11 protein-coding genes are annotated in these 19,784 nt (G+C 48.8%); all 11 read right to left on the reverse strand.

All coding sequences use genetic code 11. The features are described 5' to 3' along the window. Positions 1-572: 572 nt before the first annotated feature. Positions 573-809 carry a hypothetical protein gene (locus P6910_RS13770; RefSeq protein WP_317141865.1) on the reverse strand — a complete coding sequence of 79 codons (237 nt, stop codon included), beginning with the start codon at positions 807-809 and terminating at the stop codon, positions 573-575. Then, positions 773-898 carry a hypothetical protein gene (locus P6910_RS13775; RefSeq protein ID WP_317141866.1) on the reverse strand — a complete coding sequence of 42 codons (126 nt, stop codon included), beginning with the start codon at positions 896-898 and terminating at the stop codon, positions 773-775. The genes P6910_RS13770 and P6910_RS13775 overlap by 37 nt, the downstream gene beginning before the upstream one ends. A gap of 123 nt (positions 899-1,021) precedes the next feature. Continuing rightward, positions 1,022-1,189, reverse strand: a complete 168-nt coding sequence (locus P6910_RS13780) for a hypothetical protein (RefSeq protein ID WP_317141867.1) — start codon at positions 1,187-1,189, stop codon at positions 1,022-1,024. A 2-nt stretch (positions 1,190-1,191) separates the two neighbouring features. After that, a complete protein-coding gene (locus tag P6910_RS13785; protein WP_317141867.1) occupies positions 1,192-1,359 on the reverse strand; it encodes a hypothetical protein in 168 nt (55 codons plus the stop codon). A 2-nt stretch (positions 1,360-1,361) separates the two neighbouring features. Beyond that, a complete protein-coding gene (locus tag P6910_RS13790) occupies positions 1,362-1,664 on the reverse strand; it encodes a hypothetical protein (RefSeq protein WP_317141868.1) in 303 nt (100 codons plus the stop codon). Positions 1,665-1,791: 127 nt separating this feature from the next. Continuing rightward, positions 1,792-6,687: a DUF4116 domain-containing protein gene (locus tag P6910_RS13795; RefSeq protein WP_317141869.1), complete on the reverse strand. Its 4,896-nt coding sequence runs from the start codon at positions 6,685-6,687 to the stop codon at positions 1,792-1,794. 176 nt (positions 6,688-6,863) lie between these two features. Beyond that, complete coding sequence (locus tag P6910_RS13800; RefSeq protein WP_317141870.1) at positions 6,864-10,577, reverse strand: PEP/pyruvate-binding domain-containing protein; 3,714 nt, start codon at positions 10,575-10,577, stop codon at positions 6,864-6,866. 423 nt (positions 10,578-11,000) lie between these two features. Next, positions 11,001-14,744 carry a DUF4116 domain-containing protein gene (locus P6910_RS13805; RefSeq protein WP_317141871.1) on the reverse strand — a complete coding sequence of 1,248 codons (3,744 nt, stop codon included), beginning with the start codon at positions 14,742-14,744 and terminating at the stop codon, positions 11,001-11,003. A 98-nt stretch (positions 14,745-14,842) separates the two neighbouring features. Then, positions 14,843-14,977, reverse strand: a complete 135-nt coding sequence (locus tag P6910_RS26840) for a DUF4116 domain-containing protein (protein ID WP_410493833.1) — start codon at positions 14,975-14,977, stop codon at positions 14,843-14,845. A gap of 73 nt (positions 14,978-15,050) precedes the next feature. Continuing rightward, on the reverse strand, positions 15,051-18,176 hold the full coding sequence (locus P6910_RS13810) for a PEP/pyruvate-binding domain-containing protein (RefSeq protein ID WP_317141872.1): 3,126 nt from the start codon (positions 18,174-18,176) through the stop codon (positions 15,051-15,053). Positions 18,177-18,405: 229 nt separating this feature from the next. Then, the gene (locus tag P6910_RS13815) at positions 18,406-19,608 is read right to left on the reverse strand and encodes a DUF3179 domain-containing (seleno)protein (RefSeq protein ID WP_317141873.1); all 1,203 of its coding nucleotides are present in this window, start codon (positions 19,606-19,608) and stop codon (positions 18,406-18,408) included. Between the last annotated feature and the right edge of the window lie 176 nt (positions 19,609-19,784).

Genomic DNA, 19,784 nt, shown 5'->3' on the forward strand with positions numbered 1-19,784 from the left:
CAGAATAAACGCGTTAACTCTCTTAAGGGCGAGTCACCATAGGCTGTCCGTCGTCTCTCTTGACTACTATAAATTGGACAAAGGCAGTTCCTATCGATGACTCATAGGGAGTACCACTTCCAAGGTCATAGGCACTGACGGTAATTTCGTGTACCAGACATGCGCCTCGAGAAGGTGCAGTAAATGCCCCCCAGGGAGCGAGTGCATAGGTTTGTGTCTCACATTCCCAAAGGGATCCGCCGATGTATCTGATTTCACCATATACCTCGAGGTCAGTTTTATTAACGATATGGACATGAGACCAGGCAAAAACCTGAGTTGCAAACAGAAGCAATATGCCCGCGATCATGCTTCCTGACTGTTTTACCTTTAACATATTTGGTAGTCTTAAGACTTAAATGCCTGATTATATCACTCAGGCTTCTGACCCTCTCTCAAGGGCAGTATCCGTGCCGTCGTCTGCTTAAGCGACACACTGCAAACCAAAAACCACCAGACCGGGTTCTTTCGCTAATATCATTCTTACCGGAGATATGCGGTAAGGCTGTTAAAGTTAGAAAGCACGATGGGTATTAGCAAAATCGTCGTAAACCCTCGCCCAATCGAGGGTGTCGCAAAACTCCAACAGCTCGTTCCCATGCTCTGAGGTCGTCATTCCCGCGAAGGCGGGAATCCAGCGCCAAGGTGGATCTCTGCCTTCGCGGGGATGACAAGGCCAGGGGGGGAACCGGGCAGTATGGTTCTGGTGGTGAGTCAGTGTGGATTCCCGCCTTCAAGACTGTCGCAAAAGCCCAACAACTCGGTCCCATGCTCTGAGGTCGTCATTCCCGCGAAGGCGGGAATCCAGCGCCAACGGTGGATCTCTGCCTTCTCGGGGATGACAAGGCCAGGGGGGCATCGGGCAGTACGGTTCTGGTGGTGAGTCTGTGTGGATTCCCGCCTTCGAGACTGTCGCAAAACTCTAACAACTCGTTCCCACGCTCTGAGGGTGTCGCAAAACTCCAACAGCTTGTTCCCATGCTCAGAGGTCGTCATTCCCGCGAAGGCGGGAATCCAGCGCCAACGGTGAATCTCTGCCTTCTCGGGGATGACAAGGCCAAGGGGGCATCGGGCAGTACGGTTCTGGTGGTGAGTCTGTGTGGATTCCCGCCTTCGAGACTGTCGCAAAACTCCAACAGCTTGTTCCCATGCTCAGAGGTCGTCATTCCCGCGAAGGCGGGAATCCAGCGCCAACGGTGAATCTCTGCCTTCTCGGGGATGACAAGGCCAAGGGGGCATCGGGCAGTACGGTTCTGGTGGTGAGTCTGTGTGGATTCCCGCCTTCGAGACTGTCGCAAAACTCCAACAGCTTGTTCCCATGCTCAGAGGTCGTCATTCCCGCGAAGGCGGGAATCCAGCGCCAACGGTGAATCTCTGCCTTCTCGGGGATGACAAGGCCAAGGGGGCATCGGGCAGTACGGTTCTGGTGGTGAGTCTGTGTGGATTCCCGCCTTCGCGGGAATGACGAGAATGAAGAGTTTTGCGACAGCCTCCTTCGCGGGAATGACGAGAATGAAGCCGGGAATGACTGGAGTCAACCCATTCCCACGCTGGGGAGAGTTTTGCGACAGCCTCAATCGGGCGGGGATATAAGACTGGAACCGTATAGATACCCAATAAATCAAACAAAAGACCAACAAATAACCGTGGGGCACCCAGTTACTGCTGATGGAGGCTTCTGCGTAAGTCCAGTCGCTATAGGCTGGCTGTAGCCCGTGAAGTCAGAAGCCTCGCCTGACAAGGCGGGGAGTGTCACTTGAGGTGTTGACTCACTTTGGGGTTTCTTTTTTTTGCTGCCTCAATAAAAGCCTCATTCTGTTTAAGCTCGAAAGCAACAAAAATAAAAGCAGCAGAATCCTTTTCAATTAAGTCCAGCATGTACTCAGGATCCTCCAATATCGTTTTATTGACGTATATCAGGTTATTAATGTTGGCAGTTATCAAGATTTTAATAATGTTTTTATCGCTTCGAATTCTTTCACTGGCATATTTCAGAGCGCCTAAAGAATTTGTAACAGCGGCTATGACAACCTTATCATCATCCTGAAGTGTCGGGCTGGCATATTGCAGATAATAACCATCTTTAGTGACTGCAAGCATGACGACCTCTGCAACACTCTTGAGCTCCTCACTCACATATTCCAGGCTATTTGGATGTATTGCAAGAGCGGCTAACACCAGGTCTTTATCATTGCGAATCCGTTGGCTGGCACATTTCAGTCCATTCCTGCGCAGGATATTCCTGACCCTTTCTTTATGATTACCAAGCGACTGAACCGGTGAAAAATCAAACTGCAGGCTGTAACTGCAGGATGGCTTGATAACAAAGTAATCATCTTTCAAATGAGGATACACAAAATCAACCCATCGATTAGCCTCAGCGGGATCTGACAATAAAAAATGATGCATTAGTTCCCTGCGGGTGTCCTCAGGAAGCTCATCACTCATTAACACTTCCCGAGGATTGCCCTCCGATTTAAGCAACCGATGACCATGATCAATAAACTGTTGTTGATGACTGCTTAATAACTGGTAGCAACCGAGATCAATGGCATATCGGTAACGTTCAGCCATCAAGAAAAGGCAATGTTGAAAGGCAAATCTATTGGCTTCTGCCGCAACATCGCTATCAAGGCGTTGCGCAAGCAAATTAAAGCTCCACTGCCCCCCTTCAAAAACAGGCCTTGGGCCTAAAAACATATCCAAAGATCTAACAGCCTCTAATGCCCTTATCAGTTTTACAAAGGCATCCTGCATGGCTTTGGTTGATGTCATTTGCGAGCATTCGACGATCACTTCAGCCGCTGCGGCGTTGCAACCAGGCTTCATGCTCGCAGCATTTTTATCGATATTGATCGCTTTCAGTAACTGCACCAGAAACCACATACGCTTTAACTTGCCAGTTGCATCTCTGCCATTAGTGTGGGAAAAATTGTCAGAAATTTTCAGCCGCAAGGTACATCCTTTTTCCTCTTCTTCATTTTTAAGTAGCTCGATAACGCCGACAAGACCGGCTATCTCAAAGTTAACAATCAAAGTATCATCCATACTGATAACAGTCCCTTCAAAATGTCCTGATTCTCCAAGGACTGCTCTGCAGGACGGATTCAATAACGTTGACTTTTCACCCGCGCCACCCGGAGTCGTGCAATCAACATAGATGACCTCATCATCTCTGAATAGCATGCTCAGAGTTGAGGCCCTGCTAACCGGTCTCCGGGCTTCTGTCAAGGACCTATACAAGTCAGAGATCAAGTCATTGACACTGTCTACCTCCTCAGTCTTCAAAAGATTGAGCGCTTTTAAACAGGTTAGAACGACTTCTTTATCACACTTCAGTTCTTCACTCACATATTTCAGGCTGTATGGATGTACGGCAATGCTCGCTAATACAAGATCTTTATCATTTCGAACCCGTTGGCTGGCATATTTCAGTCCCTGACTGCGCAAAACATTCTTGATATTTTCTCTGTGAACCCCAGGCGACCGAACGGGTGAAACCTCAAAATTTACACTACAACTGCAGGATGGATTGATAACAAAATATTGATCTCCCAGATCATACACATCTTCGAACAATGGCGCAGCGTCATCGGGCTTTAACAATAAAAAATGCTGTAAGAGTTCCCTGCGGGTGTCCTCAGGAATTTTATCATTCATTAACGCTTCCCGAGGGGGGTTTATTGATTCAGCGAACCGTTGACTGTGAAGAATAAACTGTTTTTGATGATTGTTTAATAACTTTATTAATAACCGGAAACAATCCTCATTAATGTTATATCGAGCAGAACAAACCATTAAGAAAAAGCAGTGTTGAAAGGCGAATCTATAGGCTTCTGTCGTAACATCACTATCAAAGCGTTGTGCAAGGGTGTTAAAGCTCCACTGATCTCCATCAAAAATGGCTGCTGACTTTAAGCCTTCATCCAGGTTCTTAATGACAGATAACGCCGTTGTCAGTTTTACAAAAGCTGCCTGCATGATTTGAGGTGATTTCATTCGGGAACATTCGACAATCATTTCACCCGCTACGGCATTGCAACTGAGCTTCATAGGATCTGCCTGTTCATCCAGATTGATCGCTTTCAGTAACTGCGTCAGAAACCACATACGTTTCAATTTGCCGTTGCCATCACTGCCATCAGCTCTGGCAAACCGGTCAGAAAATTTCAGCCGCAGGGTACGTCCTTTCCCCCCTTCTGCTTCTTCAAGTAGCTCGATAAGGCCCACATGATGTCCTAGTTGTAGGTTAACAATCAAAGCAGCATCCATAATGATGACAGTCGCTTCACACTCTGATCTTACGAGGCATGCATTGTAGGAGTGAGTGAATAGCGGTACCTTTTTAGCCGAGTCACCCGGAGTCCTGCAATCTACATAGGTGATGGGCCATATCCTGGTGATCTTGCCCTGACCCGAGGCCAGAGTTACCGGTGCCAGTGCCTTGACGAAGCGCTCATGCAAGGCAAAAATCAGTTCATGAACACTTCGGAGCTGCTCAGGCGTGTTGGGATTGAGTGCCTGAAGAGATGACTTTAGTTGCTGACACGCCGTCAACCAGTGTCGAAAAATGCCCATGGATTTCTGACCTTCTTCACCGGCTTGCAGGGGAAGGATGATCATTTCTAACTCTGATTGGATTTTCTCTTTCAACGTCTTGAACCGGTTGGTCAGTTCCGGCAATTCATTCAGCCATGGCCCGATTTCGGATGGGTCATTTTCGCCCGCCAGCTGCAGGAATGACTTGTACCCATTCAGCAATGCTTCAGCCCCATGAATCAGCCGGTTTACACTGTCCCTGGTCCCTGCCAGCAACTTTGACCGTTGTGACGACATACTCAGTTTTACCGGGTTTGCCAGACAATCCAGTCCGCCGCCTGAGGCAAAAAATGCCAACAGGCGGGCGTTTTGATCTGTGAGCCACTGAAAACCGCTGGTAACCTGATCGAATGTCCCTTCAGCGGGAGACAAATCCTGCCGTGACGGAACGGCTTCGGCTAACGGCACGTCAGCAACAATAGCGGTCAGGCTTCTGTAACTGGCCAGTTTTTCGCCAAGGTCACCAGCAACGATAAAGGCGCCGGTCTTGCCCATAAATCGGGCACAGGCCAGCGTCGCCTGTTGCCCAGCCTGAGCTTCCACTGCCGCAAGCTGATCACCGGCCAGCATCAACGTTTTTCCTTCCTGTTTCATAAGGATTGCTACATGATCATTGAATCCTCCTTCAGCAATGACAAAGCCTCCTGCCTGCTTCAGGAACTCAGGCTCAAGCATCCAGTCTCCAGCGTGATGGGCCACGACAATGGCACCCTCTGGCATAGAATCTGCGTCCTGTTCACTGGCCAGCCAGATGGGCCCGGTACAGTAGCCTTCGCTGACGCTCTCGCCAGAGGCAATGGTCTCTTCCGGTATGGGCATGGCGAAATCCATACCGCCAGCGAGTCGGGTAACAGGGCGCACCTGCAACAGGAACAGGCGACCCTGGTGATCAATGGCAAACTCCGCATCCACGGGGCAGAGCAACAGGTCTTCCAGTATTGTCACCGCGTCCTTGAGATCTGAAACCATTTTATCCGTGAGTTTCTGTCCACCGTCGCCTGATTGAGCATCGACAGTATCAATTCTTGTTTCCGAATAGCCGTTATTGTGCTTGTACAGGATGAAGTGACTTGAGATGGTCCCCGGATAGTATTGAACGTCTTCGGCACCTTCCTTGCGATAAATATCGATACGATGGGGCGTATTACCGAATTGTCCTGCCACTACGCCTTTGGGCTGACCCTTGGTGTACTCAACCCTGACGGTATCGTCCTGAAAGGATTGAAAGCTCGTAAAGACCCCGCCGTATCGGCAATCAATGCACTGTTGGATGACCAGCGCCATGGGTTGTGGTATGCCTTCGGGACAGACTTCAGGCCGGTAACCCGAGGCCATGACCTTAAGGCAGGTATTTAAAACATCGTCTTCTTTTTGAACGACAGAAAGGTATTTGCCCGCCTGGGCATCGCCGTAGTTATCTTCATTGATGCCAGAACTGCGGACAATCACGGGCTGTGATTTGGAGACTTTGCCCAGCTGAGAGCGCAGAGCCCTGATTTGTCGGGCCGCTTCAGAATCTTTGATCTGTTCGTAATAGTCATTACTGGCAATTAATTTCGCCATACCCGACAGCCATTCATCCCTTTTGGTTTGCTCTGAAAGCGGCAGGGCATTGAGGTATTTCCTGATGTTTGCCAGGCTGGTCCCCGCCTCCGGTTCATAAATAATTCCGGGGAAGTAGCATTCTAAAAGATGGGCATCCAGAGGGTGTTGTTCAAGCGCATTCATGACTTGCGCACTAACACACTCGAAGGGCGGAACAGACAGACCGGCTGCTTTCATGCGCAACAAAAACATCCCCTTGCCCCCGAATTGTTCCCGTTTGCAGGGAGAACAGCCAGCAGCCTGCTCTGAAACAGCTAAACGGCAGAGACGCTTGGTTAAAGGGGTTTCGCTGGTCGAAAGGCCAGAGGGAACAGGATTATCGAAATGCCTTTTGGTTGCACTGCGACCGCTGTTGGATAGACTGCCAGTCCCGGTGTTCTGATTTGAACAGGTTCCCGGGCTTCGGGGATCTAATTTGCCAAAATTTTCAGGTAAAGGTAACATCGCGACATCCTGTCATACTAACATTCATCCATAATTTAATTGCCAGAAATTCAATGTATCACCTCATTTAGACAATGATATTTTTATAAAGTTCGCCCGTCAGCCTGAAATACGAAATAAGAAGAATACCAATAAGCGGGCAACAGGGCTTGCACTGACCAACTTTTCAGAGCCGTTCAGACCTTATCCGAAAACTCTCTGGTGTATTGAATAACCGCGGGATTTCTTTGTTTTGCTGCCTCGATAAAAGCCTTATTAAGTTTAAGCCCGGGAGTGGCAAATTCAAAAGCACGCGGATTTTTTTCAATAAAATCGAGCATATATTCGCAACTATTTAACACCGTATTACTGGCATATGCCAGGTAATCAATATTATGAGCAATGACACTTTGAATAATGTTTTTATCACTACGGATTCTCTCACTGGCATACTTCACAACTGCTGGACGCTTTGCGATAGCGGCGATCACCACCTCATCATAATTTGGGAGTTTCGGGCTGACGCAGCTCATGCAATAGCTCTCCTGAGTGACTGCGGCTATGATGACATCTTTATCACTCTTCAGTTCTTCACCTACATATTTCAGGTTAAATGGGTGTACTGCAATGGCTTCTAGTACAAGGTCTTTATCATTTCGAACCCGTTGGCTGACATACTCCAGCCCATCTTTCAACAAAGCTTCCCTGACCTTTTCTTTAATACCCGAAAGCGACTGAACCGGTGGAACAACAAACGTCAGCGTGTAATCGTAGGATGGCTTGATAATAAAGTATTGACCTCTCAAATGGTGATAAAAATCCTCAACCGGACCAACAGAGTAACAGGGATCTAGCAATAAAAAATGGTGTAAGAGCTCCCTGCACAGGCTCTGATTCATCTCATCACTCATAAATATTTCCCTCAGACTCGCCTCCGGTTTTTCCCCGAAATAGACTAAAGACTGACACTCCCCTATCCGCTCAGCATGATGAACAAACTGTTGAAGATGGTTACTGAGTAACTGGCAGCAAGCGGGACTAATACGGTAATCGCTCTTATAAAACATTGAAAAAAGGCAATGTTGAAAGGTGAATCTATCAGCTTCTGTCGCAACAACGGAATTAAGACGTTGTGCAAGCAAGTTAAAATCCCAATAAGGTTCTTCAAAAATATCTTCGTAGTCAAAGAGTATATCGAGATCAGACATAGAATCTAAAACAACCATCAGCTTTTCAAAGGCATACTGCATAGCTTGAGGTGATTTCATTTGCCTACATTCGACGATAACTTCACGCGCTACCGCATTGTAACTGAGCCTCATGGGATCAGCATTTTTATCCAGTTCGATGGCCTTCAGTAACTGTGTCAGAAACCAGACCCGCTGTAACTTGCCGGATTTATATAAGCCACCAGGTCTATCAAATTGGTCAGAAAATTTCAGCCGCAAGGTTCGTCCTTTCCCACCCTCTGCGTTTTCAAATAATTCGACAAGGCTTGCATGAACGCCTAATCCCAGATTAACCACCAGGGCATCATCCATACTGACAACAGTCCCTGAAAGCTCTAATTCATTCATGATGGCTTTACCGGTTGCACTCAATAGCGACGCATTTTCATCAGGATTACCCGGGGTCGTGTAATCAACATAGGTGATTCTCTTTTCCCCGGATAACCTGCCCTGACCCGAGTCCAGAGTGATCGGTGCCAGTGCCTTTATAAAGCGCAGATGCAGCGCAAAAATCACTTCATGGATACTTCGGAACTGCTCAGCCTCCTTAGGACCGAGTGCTTGAAGAAAGGATTGCAGCTGTTGGCAGGCTGCCAGCCAATGACGAAACGATAACTGTCGTTCTTCATCGTCATCCTGGGGAAGGATGATAGCCTCCAGCAATGATTGGATGGTCTGTTTCAGTGTCTTGAACCGGCTGATTAATAGTGGTACTTCATCCTGCAATAACTGAACCTCTGATGAACTGCTGTTACCCGCCAGCAGCAGGAATGCTCCGTACCCATCCAGCATTGCCTCAGCTCCATCAACCAGCCTGTTTACACTGTCTCTGATCTTTGCCAGTATCCTGAATCGTTGTGGAGACATGCTCAGTTTTACCGGATTTGCCAGACAATCCAGTCCGCCGCCGGAGGCAAACATTGCCAACAGACGGGCATTTTGATCTGTGAGCCATTGAAAACCGCTGGCAACCTCAAGGAATGTGCCTTCAGGGGGGGACAAATCATCCCGTGACGGGACGGCCTTTGCCAGCGATAGATCAGAAAATGCAGAGGACAGGCTTCTGCAACTGGCCAGTTTTCCGCTAAGGTCACCGGCAACAATAAAGGCTCCGGGTTTTTCGTTAAAGCGGGCGCAGGCCAGCGTCGCCTGTTGCCCAGCCTGAGCGGCCACTGCCGCAAACTGACCACCGGCCAGCATCAAAGTTATCTCTGCCTGTTTCATGAGGATCGCTACGTGATCATTGAATCCGCCCTCGGCAATGACAAAACCCCCAACCCTCCTCAGGAACTCAGGCTCAAGCATCCAGTCTTCAGCGTGGTGGGCCACGACAATGGCTCCCTTTGGCATAGAGCCTGCCTCTGGCTGACTGGCCAACCAGAGTGGACCGGTGCAGAAGCCTTCGCTGACGCCCTGGCCAATGGCCAGGGTCTCTTCGGGTATGGGCATGGCAAAATCCATGTCGCCAGAGAGTCCGGTAACAGGGCGCACCTGCAAAAGGAACAGACGCCCCTGATGATCAATAGCAAACTCCACATCCACGGGGCAAAGTAATAAGTTTTCCAGCTCTGTCAGCCACTCCATGAGTGTCGAAACCGTGTCATCACTGAGTTGTTGTCCAACGTCGTCTGACTGGGCATCGGTATTATCAATTCTTGTTTCCGAATAGCCGTTATTGTTCTTTTGCAGGATGAAGCGACTTGAGATAGTCCCCGGAAAGTATTGAGAGCTGACCGCTTCTTCCTTACGATCCTCGCGATAAATATCAATACGGTGGGGCCTGTTTCCGGACTGCCCTGCCACTGCCCCCCTGGGTTGACCGGGTGTGAACTCAACCCTGACGGTATCATCCTGAAAGGATTGAAAACTCATGGCAACTCCGCCGTACTGGCAATCAATGCACTGCTGGATGATCAGCGCCATGGGTTGCGGTATGCCTTCGGGACAGACTTCAGGCCGGTAAGCTGAAGCCATGACCTTAAGACAGGTTCGCAAAATATCCTCTTCTCCCTGAACCAAAGAGAGGTATTTGCCCGCCTGGGCATCACCGTAATTATCCTCATTGATGCCAGAGCTGCGAACAATAACGGGTTGTGATGCAGCAATTACACCCAGCTGACGGCGCAAACCAGCTATTTGCCGAGCCGCTTCAGAATCTTTAACCTGTTCGTAATAGTCATCACTGGCAATAAATTCTGCCAGACCCGACAGCCAGTCATCCCTTTTGGTTTGCTGTGCAGGCGGCAAGGTATTGAGGTAGTCACGAATGTTCCTCAGGCTGTTCTCTGTGTCCCACTCATGGACAATCCCGGGAAAATAGCGGTCTAAAAGATGGCTATCCAGAGGGTGTTTTTCAAGCGTATTCATGACTTGAGCAGTCACACATTCGAAAGGCGGAACAGAGAGTCCAGCTTTTTTCATGCGCCACAAAAACATCCCCTTGCCCCCGAGTTGTTCCCGATTATGAGGAGAATAGCCTGCAGTCTGATCTGCAACAGATGGGCGGCAGTGACGCTTGGCCAGGGGAGTTTCGCTGGTCGCAACGCCAGAGGGACAAGGATCACTGGAATGCCTTTTAGATAAACTGCTAACCCCCTTGGATGAACTGCCAGCGCCAGCATCCCGATTTGGATCAGTTATGGGGATTTGACCCTCTGAACGGCCAGCATTAGCAGGAAACATCAAGACTTCCCTCCGTTATTGATATTCATCCATGATTCAATCGCTGTCGAATAAACAAATCTCTTTCTATTGACAATAATTTTTTTGTAAAGTTCAGCCTGAAGCACGCAATAGGATAAATAACAACCCGGTTTGCACTGGAGGGCATTAAGTACTCAACCATACGAAATCATATTTTCTGACTCATTGTTCAGGCACTCGCGGCAACTGCTCCTGCGTTGCTCTAGCTCCTGCATCCATGCAGTCGTGCTGCGTTGCAACTCTGGTCACATAGCTTGCTATGTTCCCGTCGTTGCGCCTCGCAGAGCACCTGCCCAATAAGCCAGAAATATTCGATTCCGTATGGCTGAGTACTTATCTGATGAGAAAACTGTTGCTTGCCTGCTTATAAAAAAACCGACAGCAACTGGCTGATAATCAGGCTTAGAGGATGTTACACAAAACGCTACGGCCCTCAGCGTTTTCAGGCTGATTTTTCTGTTGTGAACTTGCACTCCCGGTACCAAGACACATTCTTAAAGTCTTCTCGGAGAGGTATTCAACAACATCAGGGTTCCTGTAAATTGCTGATCGGATAAAATCCTTATCGCACCTGAGCTCATCAGAAGCATAGTTGAAAACACGACAATGTTTTTCAATCAGGTTCAGCAGATACTCGCGATCACTCAGTACTCTTTTACTGGCACATTTTAAGTTAACAATACTATCATCGATAACCATTTTTATAATGTTTTTATCACTTCGGATTCTTTCACTTGCATAAATCAGCGCTACTGGAAAATCGGCGATAGCGGCCTTAACAATGTTTTCATCATCCCGCATTTCCGGGCTGGCATGTTGCAACAAATAGCCGTCCTCTTTGACTGCAATCATGACAACCTCTTTATCATTCTTCATTTTTTCACCAGCAAACTCAAAATTTTCTTGACGTTCTGCAATGATTGGTAATACCAGATCTTTATCATTCCGAACCCGTTGACTGCCATATTGCAGTCCGTGCTTCAGCAAGGCTTTTTTGAATGTTTCTTTATCACCAGAAAGCCACAGATCCGGAGGGACTTCAAAACTTAGCCTGTAACTGTAGGATGATGGTTTTATAACATAGTATTTATCTCTCAAATCGGGATAAACATCCTCAACCAATAGAGCCGTTCTTCTGGCATCCAGGAATAACAAATGATGTAAAAATTCCCTGCGGGTTTCTTCAGTGATCTCATTGCTCATTAAAATTTGCCGATAGTCGTCCTCCGATTTATTACGACACTCTTCAAACCGTTGGGCATAATTAATAAATTGCTGGTAGTGATCGGGTAATAACAGCAAATAATCAGGACTGTAGGAGAAATGCTTCTCATAATACATTGCGAAAAGGCAATGTTGAAAGGCGAACCTGTCAGCTTCTGCCGCAACATCGCCAGTCAGGCGTTGTGCCAGTGAGCTAAAGCTCCACTGATCTCCTTCAAAAACCTTAATGTACTGCATTTTACAATCCACATTACACATATCACGTAATACAACGATCAGTTTTTCAAAGGCATCCTGCATGTTTTCAGTTGCTTTTATTCGAGTGCATTCGACGATAATGCCTCCCGCTACCGCATTGCAAGACAGCTTCATGCTATCAGCATTTTCATCCACTTCGAGGGCTTTCAATAACTGCACCAGAAACCACATACGCTTTAACTTGGCGGTTGTATCAACACCATCATCTTTATAAAACTGATCAGAGAATTTCAGCCGTATGGTTCGTTCTTTACCTCCCTCTGCGTATTCAAGCAGCTCAATAAGGCACAGATGACTTCCAAGCTCCAGATTAACAATCAAGACATCATCCATAATGACCACAGTCCCTGAACAGTCAAACTTTTCAATTAATGCTTTCGAGGACGGCCTCAATAGCGGTACCTTTTCTCCCGGGTTGCGCTGAGTTGTGTAATCAAGGCAGGTAATTTTCTTGTCTTTTGATAGCTTGCCCTGACCGGAAAGCTGAGAGATCGGTGCCAGTGCATTTACAAAGCGCCAATGCAAAGCAAAAATCAGCTCATGAACACTCCGGACCTGCTCAGCCTCTTTAGGATTCAGTGCTTGCAGAGAAGATTGCAGTTGCTGACAGGCAGTCAGCCATTGATGAAATGTTATCTGCCTGTTTTTACCATTATCCAGAAGCAGGATGACAGACTCTAACCTGGATCGGATGGTCTGTTTCAGTGCCTCGAACCGGTTGCACAATGTCGGTATTTCATCCCGCAATGACTGAACCTCGTCATCATCTGTTTTACCCGCCAGCAACAAGAATGTATGGTAGCCATCCAGAAATGCTTCAGCCCCCTGAACCAGTCGATTTACCCTGACTCTGATCTCTGCCAGCAACTCTGCCCGTTGTGGCGACATGCTCAGTTTTATGGGATTTGCCAGACAGTCCAGTCCGCCACCAGAGGCAAAAAATGCCAACAAACGGGCATTTTGATCCGTGAGCCACTGAAAACCGCTGGTGACATTAAGGAATGTGCCTTCAGGGGGGGACAAATCATCCCGTGACGGGACGGCTCCGGGGAGCGGCACATCAGAAAATGCAGAGGACAGGCTTCCGTGACTGGCAAGCTCACCGCTAAGGTCACCGGCAACAACAAAGGCACCAGGCTCACCTTTGAAGCGGGCAAAGGCCAGCGTCGCCTGTTGGCCAACCTGAGCGGCCACAACCGCAAACTGTCCACCGGCCAGCATCAAGGTTTTTCCTTCCTGTTTCATAACGATCGCGACATGATCATTGAAGCCTCCTTCAGCAAAGACAAAACCCCCTGCCCGTTTCAGGAACTCTGGCTCAAGCATCCAGTCTGCAGCATGGTGGGCCACGACAATGGCACCCCCTGGCATAGAGTCTGCCGCTTGTTCTTCAGCCAGCCAGAGTGTTCCGGTGCAATGGCCTTCGCTGACACCCTCGCCAATGGCCAGGGTCTTTTTGGGTATAGGCATCGCAAAATCCATGCCGCCAGAAAGCCGGGTAACAGGGCGCACCTGCAACAGGAACAGGTTACCCAGATGATCGATGGCAAACTCCACATCCACCGGGCAGAGCAACAGCTTTTCCAGCTCTGTCACCATCGCCCTGAGGTCTGCAATCATGTCATCAGTGAGTTTTTGTTCAACCTCGTTTGATTGGGCATCAGCATCATCAATCCTTGTTTCCGAATAGCCGTTATTGTTTTTGCGCAGGATGTAATGACTCGAGATCGTCCCGGGAAAGTATTGATAGCTGTCGGCTCCTTCCTTGCGAAAAATATCAATACGGTGGGGCCTGTTACCGGACTGTCCTGCCACTACCCCCCTTGGCTGACCGTGTGTGAACTCAACCCTGAGGGTATCATCATCAAAGGATTGAAAGCTCGTGGCGACTCCGCCGTGCAGGCAGTTAATACACTCCTGGATAATCAGCGCCATGGGTTCCAATATGCCTTCGGAACAGACTTCAGGCCGGTAAGCTGAGGCCATAACCTTCAGGCAGGTTCGCAAAATATCCTCATCTCCCTGAACTTCCGAAAGGTATTTGCCCGCCTGGGCATCGCCGTAGTTATCTTCATTGATGCCGGAACTGCGGACAATAAGCGGCCCTGATGTTGATAGACCGTGATCCCTGATGTGTCGGGCCGCTTCTGAATCTTTAACCTGCTCATAAAAATCATCACTAACAATAAAGTTCGCCAGACCCGCCAGCCAGCTGTCTCTTCTGGTTTGCTCTGAAGGCAGCAAAGCATTGAGGCGTTCCCTGATGTTCGCCAGACTGATCTCCGCCTCCGGTTCATCGCCGATCCCGGGGAAACAGGGTTCCAGTCGTTGGCTATCCAGAGGGTGTTGTTCCAGCGCATTGGTGACCTGAGTTGTCACACACTGAAACGGTGGCACAGACAAACCGGCTGCTTTCATGCGCTGCAAAAACATTCCCTTACCCCCAAGTAGTGCCCGGTTGGCAGGAGAACAATGATCAGCCTGATCTTGAACAGGAGAACGGCATTTGCGCTTGGCTAGTGATGTTGCGTCGGGGTCGCCAATGGGTTCAAGATCACTGAAATATCTTTTGTGTGAACTATCAGCCTTAATATTCTGATTGGGGACACTGGCCAGGCTTTGAAAATCTGACCTGCCAATGTTTTCAGGTGGTAAAGGTAACATAAAGATATCCCTCTCACGTTAATATTCATCCATGAATCAACGACTGGATTACCTTTACTTTTGACAATACTATTTTTATAAAGTTCCCCCCGTCAGCTTCAGGCACGCAGTAGAAAAAAACAACAACAATTACTCAGCTCCTCACTCAAATATTGCAATTCCATGGGATATTCTGAAATGACGGGTAATACAAAGTCTTTATCATTCCAAACCCGTTGGCTGGCATATGCCAATCCATGTTTCAGCGGGGCATTCCTGACTTTTTCCTTATGGCCTCAGACGGTTGATCTGTTAGCGCACAAAACTTCAGTCCGTAACTTTAAGACAGCTTGATAACAAATATTGACTTCCCGAGCCATACACTTGCTTAATCAATCGGGTAGCGATTTTGGGTTTGAGAAGTAATAAATGATGTAAGAGCTCTCTGCGGGTGTCCTCACTCATCTCATCACTCATCAAGATTTCCTGCGCAGTTTGTTCAGATTCTTCCCGACTTACCAATGACAAAAGATAAATACATAACCGATGAGCATAATCAACAAACTGTTGATGGTGTTTGCTCAATAACTGGCGCCAAGCGGCAGTTTTGTGCCAACCACTATTACCCTGATAAGACATTAAGAAAAGGCCATGTTGAAAGGCGAATCTATCCGCTTCTGTCGCAACATCACGATCAAGGCGTTGTGCAAGCACGTTAAAGTCCCACTGGCCTCCTTCATAAATGGGTCTGCTCCGCAAACGAAAATCCAGATTATACATAGCGCGTAAGACAATGATCAGTTTTTCAAAGGCATACAGCATGGTTTGACGTAATTTTATTCGGGAGCATTCGACGATCATTTCACCCGCTACGGCGTTGCAACTCAGCTTCATGGGATCAGCATTTTCATCCAGTTTGATCTCTCTCAAAAATTGCGCCAGAAACCACATACGCCTGAACTTGCCGGAATTTTTAGCGTTATCAGCTCTGTAAAATTGGTCAGAAAATGTCAACCGCAGGGTTCGTCCTTTCCCCCCCTCTGCGTGTTCAAGCAGCTCGATGAGGCTCACATGACTGCCAAGCTGCAGGTTAACAATCACAGCTTCATCCATAGTGATAACAGTCCCCCGACACCTTAATGCTTCGATTAATGTTTTGCAGTACGGACTCGGTATTGCTGCCTTTTCATCCAGGTTACCCCGAGCCGCGCAATCAACGTAGTCAACGAAACCTTCCCTGGAAAGCCTGCCCTGGCCCGAAGCCAGACTGACCGGTGCCAATGCCTCCACAAAACGCTGATGCAGGGCAAAAATCAGCTCATGGACACTGCGTACCTGCTCAGCGCTCATGGGATTGAGCGCTTGAAGACTGGATTGCAGCTGATGACAGTCTGCCACCCACTGACGAAAGCTTACCGGGGATGCCTTCTCTTCTTCAGCGGCTTGCATGGGAAGAGTGATACGCTCTAACCCGGAATGAATGGTTTGTTTCAGCATCATGAACCGGTTGTTCAGTTGCGGTAATTCATGCCGCAATGACTCGACTCTGTCTGAACTTTTCTTAACAGGCAGTTGCAGGAATGCCCCGTACCCATCCAGCAGCGCTTGAGCCCCATAAACCAGCCGATTTACGCTGTCACAGGTCTCTGCCAGTCGCTTTGATCGTTGTGGCGACATGCTCAGTTTTACCGGGTTTGCCAGACAATCCAGCCCGCCGCCGGTGGCAAAAAATGCCAACAGGCGGGCATTTTGATCCGTGAGCCATTGAAATCCGCTGGCGACCTGACGGCATGCGTCTTTAGGGAGGGACAAATCATCCCGTGAAGGGATGGCTTTTGCCGGTGGCACATCAGAACCAGCAGAGGAAAGACTTCCATGACTCACCAGTTTCCCGGTCATGTCACCGGCAACAATAAAGGCACCGGGCTTACCGTTAAAGCGGGCACAGGCCAGCGTCGTCTTTTGTCCAACACGGGCGACCAGGGTCGCAAACTGGTCACCGGCCAGCATCAGGGTTTTTCGTTGCTGTTTCATGAGGATCGCTACATGATCATTGAATCCTCCTGTGGCAGTCACAAAGCCTCCTGCCCGCTTCAGGAACCCGGGCTCAAGCATCCAGTCTTGAGCATGTCGGGCCACAACAATGGCTCCCTCTGGCATGGAGCCTGCCGCTGATTCTTCAGCCAGCCAGAGTGGTCCGGTGCAATAGCCTTCGCTGACACCCTCGCCGATGGCCAGGGTCTCTTCGGGTATGGGCATGGCGAAATCCAGGCCCCCAGAGAGTCGGGTGACAGGACGCACCTGCAACAGGAACAGACGACCCTGATTGTTTATGGCAAACTCCACATCCACCGGGCAGAGCAACAGCTTTTCCAGCTCTGTAACCATCGCCCTGAGGTCTGCAATCATGTCATCAGTGAGTTTTTGTTCAACGTCGTTTGATTGGGCATCAGCATCATCAATCCTTGTTTCCGAATAGCCGTTATTGTTTTTGCGCAGGATGTAATGACTCGAGATCGTCCCGGGAAAGTATTGATAGCTGTCGGCTCCTTCCTTACGAAAAATATCAATACGGTGGGGTGTGTTACCGGACTGTCCTGCCACTACCCCCCTTGGCTGACCGTGTGTGAACTCAACCCTGAGGGTATCATCATCAAAGGATTGAAAGCTCATGGCGACTCCACCGTGCAGACAGTGAATACACTCCTGGATAATCAGCGCCATGGGTTGCGGTACGCCTTCGGAACAGACTTCAGGCCGGTAAGCTGAAGCCATAACCTTTAGACAGGTTCGCAAAATATCCTCATCTCCCTGAACTTCCGAAAGGTATTTGCCCGCCTGGGCATCGCCGAAGTTATCTTCATTGATGCCGGAACTGCGGACAATAAGCGGCCCTGATGTTGATAGTCCGTGATCCCTGATGTATCTGGCCGCCTCAGAATCTTTAACCTGGTCATAAAAGTCATCACTGGCAATAAAGTTCGCCAGACCCGCCAGCCAGCTATTTCTTCTGGTTTGCTCTGAAGGCAGCAAAGTATTGAGGCGTTTCCTGATGTTCGCCAGACTGGTCTCCGCTTCCGGTTCGTTGCCGATCCCGGGGAAATAGGGCTCCAGACGTTGGCTATCCAGAGGGTGTTGTTCCAGCGCATTGGTGACCTGAGTTGTCACACACTGAAACGGTGGCACAGACAAACCGGCTGCTTTCATGCGCTGCAAAAACATTCCCTTGCCACCAAGTAATTCCCGGTTGGCAGGAGAACAATGATCAGCCTGATCTTGAACAGGAGAACGGCATTTGCGCTTGGCTAGTGATGTTGCGTCGGGGTCGCCAATGGGTTCAAGATCACTGAAATATCTTATGTGTGAACTATCAGCCTTAATATTCTGATTGGGGACACTGGCCAGGCTTTGAAAATCTGACCTGCCAATGTTTTCAGGCGGTAAAGGTAACATAAAAGATATCCCTCTCACGTTAATATTCATCCATGAATCAACGACTGGATTAGCTTTACTTTTGACAATACTATTTTTATAAAGATCTGATTTATCAGCCAAAGTAAGCAGGTAACATCAAGATATCCCTCTATTCATCCTTGAGTTATTGGCCAGTGCAGCAACAGATTACTTTCTTTAGACAGCAGTGTTTTTAAAAAGTTCACTCTTCAGCCTATCCATTCCAGCATCAAGCGACAGTTTGCCTCGATACCTTGTCGAGACGATTGATGTCGGTGGCTGGAAAAAACTCCACCCAAACATGCCAAAACATGCCAGGCCGCAGGGCTTCGATCCGCATCAATCGGCCACGATCCGATCGGCCATTAAAGTCGATACGGGTGACAGACTGACCGCTGTCGTTGTACCAGGCCCCAAGACTTTCCAGTTTAGAATCGTACGCAATGACTACCGCTCGACCGCCAATCGTCACATTGATGACATTATCCTGCTCAAACACAAAGTCCTCGGTATAGGCCACCGCATCACCATTTAGTGCGATACCCCATATGTACGTCTTGTTAGGGAGCCGATCATCATAATGGGTCATATTATCGATAACAGGAGTGTTCTCACGCGCATGCCGACCAAGCAAGACAGCAAACAAGACGTCGATACCGGCATCCAGCAAACGCAGAAACGGATTAGACACCGGCTTGTTCAGAAACACATGCCCATTTGGATAGGCCTTTTCAAAGGCGCGAAAACTCATGCGAAACGTTGGCCAAAGCGGCATGCCCTGGCGCTCCCAGGGCGAATATTTGTCGGGCTGTCCATGACCGTTTGCAGCCAGGTCGCAAATGCGCTGGCCGTAGATATGCTGAATCGGCTCATGTGTTTCTTTGTCACGCAACACCAGGTTATTACCATGCTGTGCCAGTACGTCGAAATCGATAGGACGGCCATCAATTTCGGCCTTGAAGCCCAAACCCAGATTTGCCAATGCACAATAAGTCATGATCAAGTGCTTCTCGCCACCAAGACCTTTGGCACTGCTGGCCAGGTGCGGCCGACTCAAGTCGTAATCACTGTGTGCAGCTGCTTCGCCATTGTTTTCGATCACCAGCATACTGGTGGAGGGATTGATAAAGTTACGAGCCTTGTCGATGGAGTAATAGCTTGCAGTGCCTTGCTGATTGCGCAGGCCTATGTGAATCCAGACATAGGGAAAGCCATAAAACAATGCCACCAATACCGCTGCTGGCCAGAACGCCCAGCCGCTGCCGGTATCATACGCCAGGTGACACAGAGCCATCAGCAACGCCAGGCCGAGGCCGATCGCCATGAGGCGATGCTCCTGGCGAATCGTACGAAGCATGTTTTCTCGCTTAACCCTGATAAACGACTGACTGATATCGCCCAGATCCCGAAACAGAATCGCTCCAATACCCAACGAGCCCGCCAGACTCAGCCAGAAAACCCAATGCCATAACATAATCCGAACCTCACGCCGGGAGAGCAGGCATTGCCGCCAAAGAATTGGCCAAACGTATCGACAATACCTGATACTCTGCCTGTGCATTCTAGCGTATTTTCAAACAGCATTGGGTGTGTACCCTGTTTGTTGCT

This window comes from Endozoicomonas sp. 8E (assembly GCF_032883915.1).
Taxonomy (GTDB): Bacteria; Pseudomonadota; Gammaproteobacteria; order Pseudomonadales; family Endozoicomonadaceae; genus Endozoicomonas_A.